The organism is Mycobacterium bohemicum DSM 44277, from assembly GCF_001053185.1.
GTDB classification, from domain to species: Bacteria; Actinomycetota; Actinomycetes; order Mycobacteriales; family Mycobacteriaceae; genus Mycobacterium; species Mycobacterium bohemicum.
The window spans coordinates 58129-74754 of the sequence record NZ_CSTD01000006.1 but is presented as its reverse complement, the minus strand read 5'-3'; the positions used below and the strand labels follow the sequence as shown (position 1 = coordinate 74754).

Sequence of the window (16626 nt, the reverse complement as noted above, 5' to 3'; positions counted from 1 at the left end):
GCAAACATCAGTGAAAACCCGTACCTCGACGTCGCTGAGCGATCGGTTCGGTGAAACATCGCGCCACCCGGGGGAACCACGTAGGGCAAAACACCATGCCGATGCGCGCCTATAGACCGGGCCCGTTCAGTTACGAGTTCTCCCCGATGATCTGGCGCTCCGGAAGCCCCACAGTCGAGTCGAGGACCCGACCGAGGAGGACCACCATGACCGTAACCGTTGACGGATCGAGCTGTCCGAGCGTCTTCGATGCCGGACTACCGACGATCAACTACGAACACGCTCAACACCCCGACGAAGCCCACGCAATCATCAGCCAGGCCCGCGAGAAGGCGCCGATCGCGATCGGGCCATACGGGCCCGAGCTACTGACCTACGATCTCGTGCGCACCGCGCTCCGCGACCCGCGATTCCGGGTGCCTCAAGGGATGTTCCTTGCCGCGCAAGGCATCACCTCTGGCCCGCTTTGGGACCGCGTCGCCGCCAACATTCTCAGCCTCAACGGGGACGAACACCACCGGCTACGCCGACTGGTGTGCAAAGCCTTCACACCCAAAGCGACGCCACGGCTGCGCACGACGATCGTCGACATCATCACGGGACTGGTTGACCGCCACAGCGCCCACGGGCGCTGCGACGTGGTCACCGACATTGCCCGCCAATACCCGATCCCGGTCATCTGCGCGCTACTGGGCGCACCGCCCGAAGACTGGGAACTGTTCTCCAGCTGGACAGATGACATCTTGAAGGCTTTCAGCTGGAATGCCGCCAACGAAACATCGGCGATCCTGACCGCCTGGGATGCTCTCGACACCTACATCGACGACATGCTCGCGCACCGGCGGCACGCATTGACCGACGACCTGATCTCCGAGCTGATCCGCGCCGAGGACGATGGCGATCGCCTCAGCGCCGACGAACTCCGCATGCTCGTTGCCGCGCTGTTGTTGGCAGGCACCGACACCACCCGCCTCCAGTTGGGTGCGGCGGTACACGTGCTGTGCGATCACCCCGACCAGTGGGATCTCCTGGGCCGGCATCCGGAGCTTGCGGTCAATGCCGTCGAGGAGCTCATCCGCCATTCGCCGATCACCTTCGTCACGTTGCGCGCCGCGATGGAGGATGTCGAAGTCGCCGGCGTCAAAATCGCGGCCGACACAATAGTCGTCGTCAACACTGGGGCGGCCAACCGGGATCCCGAGGTCTGCGACGACCCCGACCGTCTCGACATCAGCCGCGTGGGCGCCCCACCGATCCAGACGTTCGGCGCCGGCATGCACTACTGTCTCGGTGCCAGTCTCGCCCGCCTCGAGTTGGCCGAAGCCCTGGCGGTGATGACACGGCGCATGCCCAACGCCCGCCGCACCGGTCCGGCCCCATGGAAACCGCTGACCGCACTGAGCGGACCCACCACTCTGCCCATCGAATTCGACGCCGGACACTGAACCCGCCGACCAGCCACGAGCTGGGTAGGGTGCCATTGCACGCACAAATAAAATCGACTCTCGCAAAAAAGTGGACCAATTCTTGGGGTCCTGCCAGTCCAATGTGTCCCGCAGATACTGGGACGAGACGTCTCATGCCCATTATGGGAATATGGGCTATACTGGTGTGGTGACTGAGCCTGCCGTTATAGAAACCGATGACCGCAGCCGTGCAGTGCTGCCCGGCCGTCCCAATCAGCGCTTTGTGATGCGCGAAAACCCCGACGGCAGTTTGCTTCTGCAGCCAGCGCGGGTGGTGACTGACGCCCAGCACGAATTCGACTCCGATCCCGAGCTACGCGACCTGCTGGCGCGCGCCGCGGCATCTCCGACGGTGCGTCGTGCGCGGGCCCGCAGAACGTGAGCGTTGAAGGTGATTACTCCCAAGTCGCCGACGCCCAGCTCGACGCGCTGGAAAACGGTCCGGACGCCGACTTGTACAACAGCGTCTTGGACACCATCGAATTCATCTTCCGCCTCCCCGGCCAGGCTCAGTCGCTGTCCACCGCGATCACCACTCCCGGTGGGATCCGCATGCGCCTGCCAGTCATCGGCCATCCGCCGTACAAGGTCTTCTGGTCCACAGACGGCCCCCGAATCGAAGCGATATTCCCGCACCCCTAACGGGGGTGCCCCGATAGGCAGTGAAAGCCCTTGCGGCGTGACCTACTGAAGGTGGACGACTTGTCACACCTGTCAGGAAGAATCGCAGCATGAGCGGCGCCGGCTGGCCAACGAAGAGAATGACCCAGCAGACAGAGAAGATGACGAAATGACTGACTACACACGTGAGCAGCTCGCGAGCCACATCTTCTCGGGACTGCCAGAAGACCTCCTTCAGCATCGGCGGGACGACCTCGTTGCCCGATGCCGGGCCGTCCGTGCCCACGGCTGGGACAACTACCGCTACGTCTGGTCGACCGGTGAGGTCGTTGCAGTGGCATACCTGCTCGACTCTCGTGAGCTGCTCACGGAGATGAGCGAGGACGAGACCACCGTGCTCCGGCGTTGGGCGTACGACCTCTGGGGCATTCGTGGTGGTGAGGCCGATGATTCCGCCGGCCTCACCCGAACTCGCAAGTGGTTCATGCAGACTCGCTCAGCCGACTTGGCCGATGCTGAGTAGTCCGCTCAAGCTCACTTCAGCCCCAAGCGCTCCTGCGGATTTCACAGCCCTGACGCCCTGATAGCCATGGCCATCCTCACCCGAGGCGGCCTGTGCCCCCACGAAAACTGGCCTTTCATTCAGGCGGCCCGGGCGACGTTTCCAGTTGCCTTCCCCGAGGCGACGGAAGGTCAGCGGGCACGAGATTCCCGTCATCGGGATGATGAAAGATGGATTCACGCGCGTTGTCGATCGCCGTCTCATTGAACAACTTCGCAAGGTACGTCGAGCCATCGAGGATGCCGTCAGCACGCCCGCGGGCGATATCGATCGGTTCATCCTCGCGGTCCGGAGCGACCATCATGAGCCCCACGGTAGGCGACATCGGAAACAGAATTACCCACGCCGTGCCGACGCCCAAGGCGGCGTCGGCCGGCGCATCCGGATGGGGCAAAAGGCCAACCGGCGAGTCGGAAGTCAACAGCCGCTTCCTGCCGAACTGAACTAACCACCATCTCCGACCGAAATAACACGGCGCATGCTGCTCAATGTCCAGCATCGACTGTATGTGAACAGTTTTCGAGTCCACCTGGTCGAGACCGACAGGAATGACGGCGTCCCCACGGCCAGTGCTCTCGAGCACGTCGGCCATGATTTCCTTGATCTCGTCGACCATCTGGCGGTGGCTTGGTGTGCGGGTTCTCTGCAGCGCGAGGAAGGTCGCCAGCATCGCACGTTGTTCGATGCCAAGCGGCCAGCACCGATCAACTAACACGTTCCGGAACACCGCGGCGGCATCCCCTTCGATTTCTGAGAGGAGGTCTTCCACGGCATTTGGATCGGCACGCGAATCGATGTTGTAGAAGTCCCTAAACACCGTCGCATCCCCGGTTGACGACGGAAACCGTTTCTTGCTACTCAGCTGTGCGACTCCAAGCTGACGGTCGTCGTTGGCGAAGCCGTCCAAATAGAACCGCGGCACGGTGTGATGACCGCGCTTGATAGAGGCCATACAACATGGATATGCCGCGATTTCTCCCTTGTCCAGCGTTACGCCGTACAGGAGCATGGCGCCGCCATCAGCTCGTGGACAGCGGCGATTCGAGATCCTCACTGCCGCAGGGCCATCCAACACACTGCAGTGAGGGTTCAACGGACGCCCGAACACCGTCTGACCGTACGCGCGGCACGTCCAGGTGGTGTGGCCGAATCACCAAGGGGCGGAGTATAAATCGTGTATTGGCAGTGTACTGGCGGAGTGCACGTATTTCTAATGTGCGGTATCCCCCTGGTTCGGCCGCCTACGGGCGGATCGTGAGGTCGGTGGTTATCATCTCGGGCTCTAGCCACAGCTGCATCGTGACACGCGATTGGCCATTTGCACTGCCGGCCGGCATGAGCACCACGGCCAGCCATCCTCCGTCTGAGGCACGCCGGATCCAGGCGACCTGTCGTGCCCGCATCGAGGGTTCAAGGCGCAGTGCGGACGTCTTCACCCACAGCGGCAGCTCATCTTGTCTCCGGTAGCCGGTGCCCGGCAAGGCCCGTGATACGTCAACGACCACGTCACGCTCCAAGCGATAGAGCGTCGGATATTCCGGGCCTTGCTGCCATCCATCGAACACAGTTTCGATTATCTACCCTCGCAGCGCTGCGGGCCAGCCGCCGAGGAAGCTTCTACACCCGGGCACTGACGGTCATCGGTACCGGATATAAGTCTTGAGAATGTCACGGTAGCGTTCGAGCACGTCATCGAGCGAATCGCCGCTGAGCAGCGGAGTCCACGCGTCTTCACCGCCTCTGGTGAGGTGGTCGCGGAAGCAATTCTCCGCGACGGGCCGCTCTGTGGCGTCCCAGTTACGCTCGTTGGCAACTTCCCCCATGTTCGGTCGGGGCGTGCCCGTCGCGGTCAGGAGTTGGACAAGTCCGGTGCGATATTCGACGTCGTCGCATAACTGCTCGTACCGCGTTGACTCCACACCATTTTCAGTCACGACCTCTTGCAGGACTGCCTTAAGGAAGTGGCTCTGCGGGTACAACCAGCCCGTCCCTTCCCACCGCGGAAGTTTGTTGATCATGTCGCCGTCGAGCGCCCGGTTGATATGCAGCACTTCAGCAGCGTTCGCAGGCCCCCGCCGCCCGTAGGGATCTGTCCAGCGCGGGCGGGTGAGCACTTCGACGAGGAGGTCGTCGCGCCCTTCGTCGATCGCCACGATGCTCATGGTGCGCAGCGCAAGCAAGGCGGGGTAATGCAGCAGGGCGTCTAGTACGACCTGGCTCACGAATCCTCGCCCGTCCAGCAGCCGCTGGAGCACGTCCACCCAGAGTTTGGTGTGGTCTCGGTGAATGTCGTGTCGGACGCCGTGAATCAGCAGCGCCAGTAAGGGTTTGGTTGCCTCGAGGAGCTGGTCGAGTACGTTGTCGATGTCTTGGTAGGTCGGTGCGGAAGCCGGGACCGTTGATACTGCTGCGATTACGCCATCGGTTTTTGCGCGAATCAGGTCATGCAGTTCGATGCGTCGTATCGGATCGGGCAGCGTGCGCTTGAGGCGGGCAATTGCGACCGCGGTTGTCAAGGGTGGTTCTGCCAGACGCTGCAGCGCGTCGAGGCTGGCGGTCAGCGAGGTGAACAGCTCGTCGGCGGAGTCGGCATCGATTACGTGGCCGCCATGCCGAGCGAGCAGGTCGCGTGCCGCTGTTTTCTTCGACGACCGGCTGTCCCAATAGAGGGGGTATCTGCGGGTTGTTGATTCCAACACCCGGACCAGTGCCTTGTCCCACTCGGCCGACCATCCGCTGATGAGCAGGCCGTATTCGTTACATACCTGCGTCAATAGGTCGATCCAGGGCTGTGGATATTGATCGAGTTCGTCGATGGTGTTGCGGAACTCGAGGTCCGTCCAGTCGCCGTGGACTTTGATGACCGTCGCGTCGGCGTGTGCGAGGGGTGTTGTCGCAGATATTTGTTCGGATCGGGTGATTCGCTGATACGCGACGCCGGCGGCGTCAAGCGCTTGTTCAATGAGGGTGTCGAAGTTTGTGGTGACGACAACTTTGACAAAACCGCTCTTGACGAGCTCCGCGATAGCTCGGTGCGCCGCTGTCGGGAGCTTTTGTCCGGCCTCCCGATCGTCATCGGAGGCGACGAAGTAATCCTTCAACAACCCCTGACGCGCCGCAGACGACGGCGCGATCGCGGCGAGTAATGACGAATAACCAAGCGGGCCTTCGCCGTGAGCAGCCCACCAGGCTTCAGGATCGGCGGCCGCTTGCGCTTGGGAATCCGGATCGTCCGGGTGTTCTGCCGCCGCGGCCTTTTGAACGAGATGTTGGACTATCTCCCACCCGGTGGGAATGCCCGCCGCCCGTGACGCCCCGGATCCAAGTAGTACGGCATACACCCCCGGCTGAGCGTGAATGGCCGACGCCAGCATTACGCGTGCCGAGAGCGCGTTGGTCGGTGAAACTGCCACGTCAATCTCCTGGACCTGTCTTGCGCCAGCGGGCACGATGTTAGCCGCGGCAGGCGGGGCGATGTGCAGCTTGTGCGCGGGCACGCGATTCCTCTGTGTGCTGGTGCCCGAAATGTCAGGCGTGCTGCCACTGATCTGACAAGATCATAGTGCCTGATCCGTCGCGTTCGACGATGAAGGTCCGGGCCCGGTCATCCACGGCACGTGGGGAGGCGTGATTGACAGCTCCAGGCAACGCGGACGATGTGTTCGAGCCGTCCGCCGCGGTCGATAGCGTGCGGTCCTTAGAGGTGTCTGAAGGTACCAACGTGTGCCGTGCTGGGGCGCTGTCGAGTCTGCTGCAAGAGGCCACGGGAGCGATGAGCGAGTTGAGAGCCGAGCAGCGGTCGATGGGGTTTTCGGACTCGATCATCGAGCAAGGCGGCCGTATGTGGCGTGAAGTCGATCCATTTGATGGCCAAAGCGACTTCTCAATCTCGCCAGACGAAAATCTCGACGACACGCGAGTCCGCCGCTGGCTCGCACTCAATGAGACCGCGAACCCGCGGCTTGCGGTCGGTTTCCTGGTCGCGATGCTCGGAAGTTCGCTCGAACGTGAATCGACTGCCGCGGCCGGGGCGCTCTGGCGCGGGCTGGGTCTGCGGACCAGGCAATGGCCTCCAGCAGGGCCGCCACGATGGCGGATATTCGACCGGCTCGCATTCGATTTCGACGAGGTTCTGCCCGACACCCCGTGGGATCCATGGTTTTGGCGGCGAGAGCAGAGCCCATCGTTGATCGACGATGAATCACCTCCAGAGACAATTCCGTGGGACTCGAGCCGCTGGCGGGACATCTACCTGCGGTTGATGTTTCGGCTCCGTGGTGACAGGTATCTTGATTCCTTCGTCATCGGCGTTCTGGCCCGGAGTCGGCTGGATGCAGCGATTCAATCGCCCGACCCGATTACTCGGTCGCTGGCGTTCGCTGCTGTCGAGCCTTTCGAAGCCGGCGACGGAGCTCTTCCTGAGCCACCAAAGCCGCCCACGACGTCACCTGGCGCACCAGTTGTGTCCACCATGATCCATGGGACCTGGGGCTGGAAGGGCGACTGGTGGCGTCCAGGCGGTGACTTCCATCAGTTCATCCTCGGAAATCACCGCCCAAATCTTTATGCTAGGGGAGCGAAATTCAGTTGGAGTGGTGCGTACAGCGCTCAACAGAGATCCCTCGCCGCCCGTGATTTCAGAGACTGGGCGTATGACCTTGCGCCCCATGGCCTCCAGACAGTCTTTGGTCACAGTTATGGGGGTGAAGTAGCTGCCCGTGCAACGGCGACGGGGACTCCAGTCCACGAACTCGTCTTGCTAAGCACCCCTGTTACGGGCCTCGTGAAGGCAGCGCTCCAGACAACCGCCCGGATGGTCGATGTTCGGTTGCGGTTCGATCCTGTCCTGGCGATCGCTGGCACAGGTCAGCGTGTGCCCAGGCAGCCGAACGTCACGGAGGTCCTCCTCGACAGGTGGCGGCTCGACCACGGCGCAACGCATAGCGAAGGTGTCTGGCGGGCGGAGGACATAGCTCTGCGTGGTCGCATTTGAGCCGGCCTCAATGGCCAAGGGTGTTTTTTCGGAGCGTTGAGCTCCTCCATCCGGTTGCATCAGATGCAACATACGTGCGCTCGAAACGGCGTAACAAAAGGACTACCGTCGAAGATTGCGGCGCGACCGGTGCAACAAGGCCGGCCCCAAGCACAAGCGGTTCAGCGGTTCCATGCAAATCCCCTAATCATACTGCGGCAGAGGCAATTTCGGTCTCCTCCGTATCGTCGATCGAGCTGCGTCAGCCCGCAGTTGGGTTCCAGCGGTGGGGCGTATATCGCGTATGCACGTTTCCCGGCAACAGTGAGAACGGTGCATCCGTCCGCAACGGCAATGCGCTATTCCGACAAGCACCTGGTGCGCGCCGAGCTCCGCACCACATTCGGGGCAGTGCGACGGACGGGGTTCCTCCCACCCGCGCCGGGTCTGCCGAAGCCCCATCTCCGCGATCGTAGCGGGGAGTTGAAGTTGAAGCGCCTGCGGCGCTACTGAATAGCTTGGGCCTTGGGGCCCAAGCCCATGTTTGTTTGCCTTTCTGGCTTTCGATTATTGCCGGCGGTCCGCTTCGCGCTAAGGCCACGGCCTCCGCTTCGCTCCGGGCACAAGGCTCGCACAGTCCCCCGCCTACGCTCGCTTCGCTCGCGGCGGGCAACTGCGCGCCCGGACCTTGCACTCCGCGTCCCTATGCCGGCCCAAATCTCAATTGCCAGAAGGCAAAAGAACACAGGCGGCCACGCGGACGCCTGCCTCACACAGAAAGGTTCAACCATGACCGACACAACCACCACCGAAAGCACGGCCAGCAGCGCTGACCAACCGATCGGGACGCTGGAACACCTCGACCCGACGCTGCTCGACATCGGTGACAACGTCCGCGACGACGCAGCCCTGAGCAAGGCGTTCATCGCCAACATCGCCGAAAACGGAGTCCTGGTGCCGATCACGGGTGTCCGCGACCCCGAGCGGCCCGAGGTCATCCGCGTCCGCAATGGGCAGCGGCGCACCCTTGCCGCCCGCGAAGTCGGCCTGTCCAGCGTTCCGGTCTATGTGCTGCCGTCCACCGCTGCCGATGCCAGCCAGGAAACCATCGACCGCATCGTGCACCAGATCGTCACCAACGATCAAAAGCGGGACCTCACCGACGCCCAGCGGGCGCGCGGCATCCAGCAGATGATCGACGCAGGGATGTCGGTGACCAAGGTGGCCAAGCGGTTGTCCGTCGCCAAGGACGCCGTAAAGGCCGCGCACACCGCCGCGCAGTCAACGACCGCCATGGACGCCCTGGCCAGCGGCCAGCTCAGCCTGGTCGAAGCAGCCGCGATCACCGAGTTCGAGGACATGCCCGGCGCTCTTGAGCGGCTGATGAGCTCGGCTGGAAGGGGCTGGTTCGAGCACACGGTCGCCCAGCTCCGTCAAGAACGCGCCACCGCCCAGGCCCGAGCCCAGGCAGCCCAGGTCTACACCGACAAGGGGTTCACCGTCCTTGAGCACCGGCCCGAGTCGTGGGACGCGGCCTGCATACCGCTGCATCACCTGGTGACCGGCGAGGGGGACGAAGCCGACGACAACGCTGTCACCAACCCCGCCCACTGGGCTGTGTTGCTCTCTGAGGACACCGCACTGTGCGACGTGGAAACCGGCGACGTTGTTGATGAAGAGACCGTGGACTGGGAGACCGAAGACCAGCCAGACGCCGAACCTGCCGAGGGGTTGCGCCACGCCAACTCGGTCACCGAGGCACAGGTGTTCGTCCCCGATACGTCGTTGACGTCGACTTGGAGTCCCCCGACTACCGGGCCAGGATTCGATTCGGTACTTACCACCCGTTGGTAGAGCACCGCGGCTGGGTCGATCTGACCGTGGGACCAGGCCTTGGTTTGCCAGGCCCACCGGTGGCCGGGCGTGCGCGAATTCCCGATGACGCCGTCGGCGGCGGCCCATTGGCACACATCGAAACCGCCATAGACGCCGGTGCGCTGCACTCCCAGCACCGAATTGATTCCGCGAAACCACTTGAGTGCCAGGCTGTTCCAGGTGTCGCGGCTTATGTCCTCGTCGATGCTGAAGAAGATAGGGGCGCTTTGACCGCCACCCGCCGCGGTATGCAGCTTCCAGGCGGTGCGAGCATCGGCGACGCCGCCTTCGAACCCACGCCTGAAGTCCGATGGTGCAGACCCGCCCGGCTTGCCGTACTGGTAGTTGCTGACGATCATGAGCCCGGCAGCGGTCAGCTGCTCGGCGTAAGACCGGGTGATCGGCTTGGCGCCCATGGACGTGCCGGGCCGCGACAGCGACACGTAGTTGATGACCCCGGAGTAGCCGGCGGCTCGAATGTGCTCCGCCGGAATTTGGCGCATGGCAAAGTCGATTAGTTTTCCATTGGTGGCAGCCGTCGTAGGAACGGCGTCCGCGGTAGGCCCGGCAACAGTTGCCGATGCCGCAAACAACCCCGGCAGTGCTGAAATCGCGATGGCGTAGCGCAATACGTCGCGCCGGAGAATGGCGCGTGATTGCTGGTGGCACGCACCTACCGACAATTCCCGCATCGCGTGATGCTAGATATGTGACATTTGTGAACAGAAGTGGCGTGCAGTAGTCGATATCAAATCGGTCTCCGTAGTTCACCGTGTCGAGTCACAAGGCGCGGCGGCGGCGACGATATTTCGTGTCGAGCCAGGCGCTCGACGCGATCAAGACCCGAGGAGTAGACCTCGGGTAATGAACGAGACCGATACGGAGCGAAACCGCAGGTAAGCCAGTGTTTGCCTGATCAGCGCGAAGGTTCGACCCCCCCGTGGCCACACTGAGGAAAAGTCCAGCCCAGCCGGATCTTCGCGCGATCGGGCGCGAGGCGTCGCGCCGCGCGACCGCGATCCTTACTCGGCGCCTTAACCGCGGCGGTACGGTAATGGCCTGTACTCCTCCGCTCGGCTGACGGTAGGCAAGGTGACCCAGATTTCCGATCGAGCCGCAGGGGCGCCGCTGTGGTCGCCCCGCGAGACCGAGTTTCTCGCGGTGACGTTGCGGTTGTTGCAGGAACATGGGTATGAGGGGTTGACGGTTGACGCGGTGGCGGCCACCGCTCGCGCGAGCAAGGCCACGGTGTACCGGCGTTGGCCGTCCAAAGCCGAATTGGTGTTGGCCGCGTTCATCGAAGGTGTCCGTCAGGTCGCGGTTGCCCCGGACACCGGCACACTGCGGGGAGATCTGCTCCGGTTGGGGCAGGTGGTGCGTGAGCAATCCCGGTTTCACGCCAGCACCATTCGCGCGGTCCTTGTCGAGGTGTCTCGCAATCCCGCGCTCAACGACGCGATGCAGCACAAGTTCCTCGATCAACGCAAAGCCTTGATCCAGCACGTCCTGCGCCAGTCCGTCGAGCGGGGGGAGATCGACGAGTCCGTCGTCAGCGACGAACTCTGGGACGTGCTTCCCGGCTACCTCATCTTCAGGTCCATCATCGCCGGGCGCCCGCCGACGGAAACGACGGTGCAGGCCCTGGTCGACGACGTGCTCATCCCGTCCCTCACCCGACGGGCCCGGTAGAGGTTTTCGGCCATTCATGTGGCGTCCACCCGGTGGGCGACTCCCGTCCGATGTAGACGGTTTCGTCTCTTGTGCCTAGACGGTCCCGTACCGTACTGTCAGACTGTCGATCGAAGCGCCCAAGCCCCGGCAGCGATGGTGTCCCGGTTACCGAAAGGCCAGCGGTGAGGATCTCGTTCACCAGTGGGGTCAGACGGTGGTGGATCGTGCTGGTCGTCGCCGCGGTGGTGGCCGTCGCCGGGTTCTGCGTCTATCGACTCCACGGCATCTTCGGGTCGCACAACAACACGGCGGCCGGCGGCGGTCTGGCAGACCAGACGGAACCTTTCAATCCCAAGCACATCACCCTCGAGGTCTTCGGTGACCCGGGCGCGGTCGCGACCATCAACTACGTCGACATCAACGTGCAGCCACAGCAGGTCGTGAACGCGTCCCTGCCGTGGTCGTTGACGATGGTCACGACACAGCCCGGAGCCTTCAGCAACCTTGTGGCGCAAGGCAACAGCGATTCCCTGGGCTGTCGCATCCTGGTGGACGGTGAGGTCAAAGACGAAAGGATCGTCAACGAAGTGAACGCCTATACCTTCTGCCTGGTGAAGTCGGGATGAGTAACCACCAAGCCCAGCAGAACGCCGTGGCGCGCTTTATTCGCCGGTTCTCGGTGCCGATCCTGCTGCTGTGGGCCGGTCTGGCGGCGATATCGAACATCGCGGTACCGAACCTGGAGGATGTGGCCAAGGCGCACAACGTCTCGCTCAATACACCTGCCGCGCCGTCCTTCAAGGCGATGAAGCACATCGGCAAGGTGTTCCACGAGTTCGATTCCGACAGCTCGGCCATGGTCGTCATCGAAGGTGACAAGCCGCTGGGCGACGACGCCCACAAGTTCTACGACTCCCTGGTCCGCAAGCTCGAGCAAGACACGAAGCATGTGGAGCACGTCCAGGATTTCTGGGGTGATCCGCTGACCGCAGCGGGCTCGCAGAGCAAGGACGGCAAGGCCGCCTACGTCCAGCTGTACCTGGCCGGCAACCAGGGCGATGCGCTGGCGAACGAGTCGGTCGACACCATCCGCGAGACGGTGGCCCACACGCCGGCACCGCCCGGGGTCAAAGCCTACGTGACGGGCGCGGCGCCACTCGTCGCCGATCAGTTCGAGGTTGGCAGCAAAGGTGCCTTCAAGGTCACCGTGATCACGGTGTTGGTCATCCTGGTGATGTTGTTGTGGGTGTACCGCTCCGTCACGGCAATCGTCGTGCTGGTCACGGTCCTCATCGAAATGGCCGCGGCGAGGGGGATCGTCGCCTTCCTGGGAAACATTGGGCTGATCGGGTTGTCGACCTATGCGACAAATCTGCTCACCCTACTGGTGATCGCCGCCGGCACGGACTACGCGATCTTCTTTCTCGGCCGGTATCAAGAGGCGCGGCACGACGGGGAGGACCGGGAACGGGCCTTCCACACCATGTACAGCGGGACCGCCCATGTCGTCCTGGGGTCGGGCCTGACCATCGCCGGCGCGGTTTTCTGCCTGCGCTTCACCCGCCTCAACTATTTCCAAAGCCTCGGTATCCCGGCCGCGATAGGCATCGGGGTCGCACTGGCGGCCGCCCTGACATTGGCGCCGGCGGTCATCACCGTGGGCAGTCTTTTCGGGCTCTTCGATCCCAAGCGCAGAATGGCGACTCGAGGATGGCGGCGCATCGGCACCGCCATCGTCCGCTGGCCCGGCCCGATCCTGGTGGTGGCCACCGGGGTGGCGCTCATCGGCTTGCTGGCGCTGCCCGGATACAAGACGAGTTACGACGCCCGCCCGTACCTGCCGGCCAGCGCCCCTGCCAATATCGGCTACGCGGCGGCCGAGCGCCATTTCTCGCAAGCCCGCCTCAATCCCGAACTGCTGATGATCGAGACCGACCACGATATGCGCAATCCCGCGGACATGATCAATCTGGAGAGAGTGGCCAAAGCCATCGCGCATCTGCACGGAATCGCTCAGGTCCAGTCCATGACCAGGCCCTTGGGCACGCCGATCGAGCACACCTCGCTGGCTTTTCAGATCAGCGCGGGCAGCATCGGCAACATCGAGAATCTGCCGTATCAAAGGGATCGCGCGCAGGATTTGCTCAAGCAGGCCGACCAGCTGCGGGACACGATCAGCATTCTGAACAAGCAATATGGCCTGCAGCGGCAGCTGGCCGCCTCCACGCACGATGAGACCCAAAGCTTTCACGAAACGATCGCCATCATCAACGACCTGCGCGACAAGATTGCCAATTTCGACGACTTCTTCAGGCCGATTCGCAGTTATTTCTACTGGGAACGGCATTGCTACGACATTCCCGCCTGCTTTGCGTTCAGATCCGTCTTCGACGCGATCGACGGCATTGATCAGCTCAGCGCACAGTTCGAAAAGCTCACCGCCAGTCTGGACAAGCTCGACGCGGGCCAGCAGAAGCTGGTGACCTTGCTGCCGCCGCAGATCGCCGACCAGGAAAAAAATCTCGGACTGATCCTGTCCAACTACGCCACGAACTTCGGCATCAACGCCCAGGCGCGAGCGAGCACCGACAACGCGACCGCCCTGGGGCAGGCATACGACGCCGCCAAGAACGACGATTCGTTCTACCTACCGCCCGAGGCTTTCGACAATCCCGAGTTCAAGCGGGGCCTCAAGCAATTCCTCTCGCCCGACGGCAAAGCCGCGCGCATGATCATCACCCACGAAGGTGACCCCGCGACCCCGGAAGGCATCTCGCACATCGACCCCATCGAAGACGCGGCCAAACAGGCCGTGAAGAACACCCCGTTGGGCGACTCCAACATCTACCTTGCCGGCACCGCGGCGACCTACAAGGACATCGCCGACGGCGCGAAATATGACCTCCTGATCGCCGGAATAGCCGCCCTCAGCCTGATTTTGATCATCATGGTGGTCATCACCCGGAGCCTGGTTGCGGCGATCGTCATCGTCGGGACCGTCGCGCTGTCGCTGGGCGCCTCCTTCGGGCTTTCCGTGCTGGTCTGGCAGGACCTTTTCGGGATCAAGCTTTACTGGATCTGCCTGGCGCTGTCCGTCATCATCCTGTTGGCGGTCGGGTCCGACTACAACCTGTTGCTCATCTCCCGGTTCAAGGAGGAGATTCACGCCGGGTTGAAGACGGGAGTCATCCGGGCGATGGCCGGCACGGGGGCGGTGGTCACCGCTGCCGGGCTCGTGTTCGCCTTCACCATGTCCTCCTTCGTGTTCGCCACTTTGTTGGTGCTCGGTCAGATCGGCACGACCATCGGCCTGGGGTTGCTTTTCGACACGCTGATCGTGCGTTCCTTCATGACGCCCGCTGTCGCCACGCTTCTCGGGCGGTGGTTCTGGTGGCCGCAACGGGTGCGTCCTCGCCCGGCCAGCACGATGCTCCGGCCGTACGGGCCGCGCTCGGCGGTACGCCAACTGCTGTTGTGGGAGGACGGGGATCCCGTGGTCGCGTCCGGAACTCGATCGCGGCCGAGCTGACCTCGATCACGGATTGTCCCGGAGGTGAATGCAGTTGAGCCTTTTTGGTTACCTGGCGGTGCTCGCGGGGGCGGCTTTGGTGTTGTTCGCCGGCCTTGCCTTCGTCTTCGTCAACCGGGTCCTGGGACGCGCACCGACACCGACGAGTGAGGCCGTCGGAAGCTCCGCCACGGTCTTCAGGAAGCTGCGTAAAGGCGAACCGCTGTCGCAGGAGGAGTCGGATTTTGCGGCGCAGGCTGTCGCCGATCGCGGATCCTTGCTGGCTTTTTCCATCCCCGCCGCCATTTTCTCCCTCGGATGCGTCTTCCTGTTCGGCGGCCTGGAAGTGCATGGACCCCACTCCCTGCGCCCTTACATCGGAGTGGGCCCGATGTTCGGTGCCACAAACATGACCATCCGACTGCTGCGAATCGCGGCCTTGAAGAAGCGGCTGCGGGCAGTCGCGTGACGGACGATTCATCGGGATCAATGCCGCGGCGCCTCGGGCGCCCGAGCCCGGACGGGTATCTGCACCTCAATCCGCCATCGACGCTGGGCGGATCAAGGCGCCGGAACAGGAACGATTCGATTTCGTGATCGAAGTTGCCACCGGTGCGATGCCAGGCCTCGACGAGATTGCGGGACAATTGCGCGGTTGGAGCTATCGGGAAGGGTGAGTCGTGCGGCGAGCAGCCGACGCTGCACGGCACGTGCCGATTAGGTGTTTTGCCTTGCCTCGCATTACTCTAGCCCGCGGCTTGTCATCGACTCAGGAACAGACCCATGCCTCTTCAGCCCACTTTGCGGCGCCCGCGATCGTTGCACACCGGCCGCACCCACCGTTTCGCCAACCCCGTGAACTGTGTGACGGTCGGCCAGTGCTTTGACATCGAGATCAACCGCGACACCGACGGTTGGATGATCCGGATTCCCGAAATCGACGGCATCACCCGCGCGACCCGTCGCGCCGCGGTGGAGTTGGCGGCGCGCGAATGCATCGCGGCCCGCACCGGCATCCCGATCGGCTACGTCGCCGTGTACGTCGCACGCGAGACCGGCTAGCGTCCAACGGCTTTCGCCGCTCCGCGCCCACCGTGACGATCCGCCGCAGTCCGTTTCGACCCGACCTGCTGCAGGGCAAGGCGGCGCTGGTCACCGGCGGCGCCACCGGCCTCGGCCTGGAAATCGCCCGGGTGCTCGGCGGCCACGGGGCGCGCGTCGCCATCTGCAGCCGCAAGGAAGACAACCTGCGGGCGGCGGTCGACACCCTGCGGCAAGAGGGGATCGAAGCCATCTACGGCGTCTGCGACGTCCGTCGCCACGACGAGGTGACAACCGTCATCGACGACGTGCTGCGGGCGTTCGGGCGACTCGACATCGTCGTCAACAACGCCGCGGGCAACTTTCCCGCACCCATCAGCGAACTGAGCCCCAACGGCTTCAAGGCCGTGGTCGACATCGACCTGCTGGGCACCTTCAACGTTTCCAAGGCCGCCTATGACCTCTGGCTGCGCGAGCACGGCGGCGCCGTGGTCAATATCAGCGCCGCCATCCAGTACCGCGGCATGGCCTTGCAGGCCCACGTCGTCTCGGCCAAAGCCGGCGTCGACGCGCTCACCCGCGCCAGTGCGATCGAATGGGGGTCGGACGGGGTCCGGGTGAACGTCGTCGCGCCCGGTGCGATGTCGGGCACCGAGGGCGTCAAGAGAGTCGCCGGCGACAACCGGCAGCGCACCGCGCGGAATCCCCTGCAGCGTCCCGGTTCGACCACCGAGGTCGCCGACGCGGTGCTGTTCTTGGCCAGCGACGCCGCCTCATACATCACCGGGGCAGTCCTGGTGGTCGACGGCGGTGGCTGGTTGACGGCCCCGGGCGCACCCGATTCGCCGGGCTGACGCCGGAACCGGTTCACGTCTTGGCCAAGGTGTGTCTGCACCGTGACCCTGCCGCG

15 protein-coding genes and 2 pseudogenes are annotated in these 16626 nt (G+C 63.4%); 13 read left to right on the top strand and 4 right to left on the bottom strand.

What is annotated here, in order from left to right; all coding sequences use genetic code 11:
* Positions 1-206: 206 nt before the first annotated feature.
* From BN971_RS22130 to BN971_RS22115, 4 genes are all read left to right on the top strand, one after another.
* On the top strand, positions 207-1445 hold the full coding sequence (locus tag BN971_RS22130) for a cytochrome P450 (protein ID WP_085180616.1): 1239 nt from the start codon (positions 207-209) through the stop codon (positions 1443-1445).
* A gap of 169 nt (positions 1446-1614) precedes the next feature.
* Complete coding sequence (locus tag BN971_RS22125; protein WP_085180850.1) at positions 1615-1848, top strand: hypothetical protein; 234 nt, start codon at positions 1615-1617, stop codon at positions 1846-1848.
* Entirely contained in the window at positions 1845-2108 is a 264-nt protein-coding gene (locus BN971_RS22120; protein WP_085180617.1) for a hypothetical protein, read from the top strand. Before BN971_RS22125 ends, BN971_RS22120 begins: the two co-directional genes overlap by 4 nt.
* A gap of 148 nt (positions 2109-2256) precedes the next feature.
* Positions 2257-2610 carry a hypothetical protein gene (locus BN971_RS22115; protein ID WP_085180618.1) on the top strand — a complete coding sequence of 118 codons (354 nt, stop codon included), beginning with the start codon at positions 2257-2259 and terminating at the stop codon, positions 2608-2610.
* A gap of 115 nt (positions 2611-2725) precedes the next feature.
* Here BN971_RS22115 and BN971_RS22110 read toward each other — a convergent pair whose 3' ends face one another.
* The 3 genes from BN971_RS22110 to BN971_RS22100 form a co-directional block, all read right to left on the bottom strand.
* Positions 2726-3601 carry a DUF4238 domain-containing protein gene (locus BN971_RS22110; protein ID WP_085180851.1) on the bottom strand — a complete coding sequence of 292 codons (876 nt, stop codon included), beginning with the start codon at positions 3599-3601 and terminating at the stop codon, positions 2726-2728.
* A gap of 289 nt (positions 3602-3890) precedes the next feature.
* The gene (locus BN971_RS22105) at positions 3891-4214 is read right to left on the bottom strand and encodes a hypothetical protein (protein ID WP_085180619.1); all 324 of its coding nucleotides are present in this window, start codon (positions 4212-4214) and stop codon (positions 3891-3893) included.
* A 72-nt stretch (positions 4215-4286) separates the two neighbouring features.
* On the bottom strand, positions 4287-6146 hold the full coding sequence (locus BN971_RS22100) for an SIR2 family protein (protein ID WP_139027158.1): 1860 nt from the start codon (positions 6144-6146) through the stop codon (positions 4287-4289).
* A gap of 134 nt (positions 6147-6280) precedes the next feature.
* Between BN971_RS22100 and BN971_RS24815 the strand changes: the two genes are divergently transcribed.
* On the top strand, positions 6281-7642 hold the full coding sequence (locus BN971_RS24815) for an alpha/beta hydrolase (RefSeq protein WP_139823401.1): 1362 nt from the start codon (positions 6281-6283) through the stop codon (positions 7640-7642).
* A gap of 768 nt (positions 7643-8410) precedes the next feature.
* Positions 8411-9475, top strand: coding sequence for a ParB/RepB/Spo0J family partition protein (locus BN971_RS22090; protein ID WP_245836674.1), 1065 nt, complete (start codon positions 8411-8413; stop codon positions 9473-9475).
* Here BN971_RS22090 and BN971_RS22085 read toward each other — a convergent pair.
* Positions 9403-10188, bottom strand: a pseudogene (locus BN971_RS22085) (DUF1906 domain-containing protein); the annotation flags it as partial. The gene BN971_RS22090 and the pseudogene BN971_RS22085 overlap by 73 nt on opposite strands.
* 385 nt (positions 10189-10573) lie before the next feature.
* Here BN971_RS22085 and BN971_RS22080 point away from each other — a divergent pair.
* The 7 genes and pseudogenes from BN971_RS22080 (at position 10574) to BN971_RS22050 (ending at position 16570) form a co-directional block, all read left to right on the top strand.
* Positions 10574-11185, top strand: coding sequence for a TetR/AcrR family transcriptional regulator (locus BN971_RS22080; protein ID WP_245836699.1), 612 nt, complete (start codon positions 10574-10576; stop codon positions 11183-11185).
* Between the two features lie 164 nt (positions 11186-11349).
* A complete protein-coding gene (locus BN971_RS22075) occupies positions 11350-11793 on the top strand; it encodes an MmpS family transport accessory protein (RefSeq protein WP_211279800.1) in 444 nt (147 codons plus the stop codon).
* Positions 11790-14696, top strand: coding sequence for an MMPL/RND family transporter (locus BN971_RS22070; protein ID WP_085180622.1), 2907 nt, complete (start codon positions 11790-11792; stop codon positions 14694-14696). The genes BN971_RS22075 and BN971_RS22070 overlap by 4 nt, the downstream gene beginning before the upstream one ends.
* A 34-nt stretch (positions 14697-14730) precedes the next feature.
* Complete coding sequence (locus BN971_RS22065) at positions 14731-15144, top strand: hypothetical protein (RefSeq protein WP_085180853.1); 414 nt, start codon at positions 14731-14733, stop codon at positions 15142-15144.
* A 73-nt stretch (positions 15145-15217) separates the two neighbouring features.
* Positions 15218-15352: pseudogene (locus BN971_RS26500) on the top strand (type II toxin-antitoxin system death-on-curing family toxin); the annotation flags it as partial.
* Between the two features lie 241 nt (positions 15353-15593).
* The gene (locus tag BN971_RS26495) at positions 15594-15737 is read left to right on the top strand and encodes a long chain fatty acid-CoA synthetase Faa4p (RefSeq protein ID WP_085180854.1); all 144 of its coding nucleotides are present in this window, start codon (positions 15594-15596) and stop codon (positions 15735-15737) included.
* Positions 15738-15769: 32 nt separating this feature from the next.
* Positions 15770-16570 (top strand): SDR family oxidoreductase, encoded by an 801-nt coding sequence (locus BN971_RS22050; RefSeq protein ID WP_211279801.1) that lies wholly within the window; start codon positions 15770-15772, stop codon positions 16568-16570.
* Positions 16571-16626: the final 56 nt, after the last annotated feature.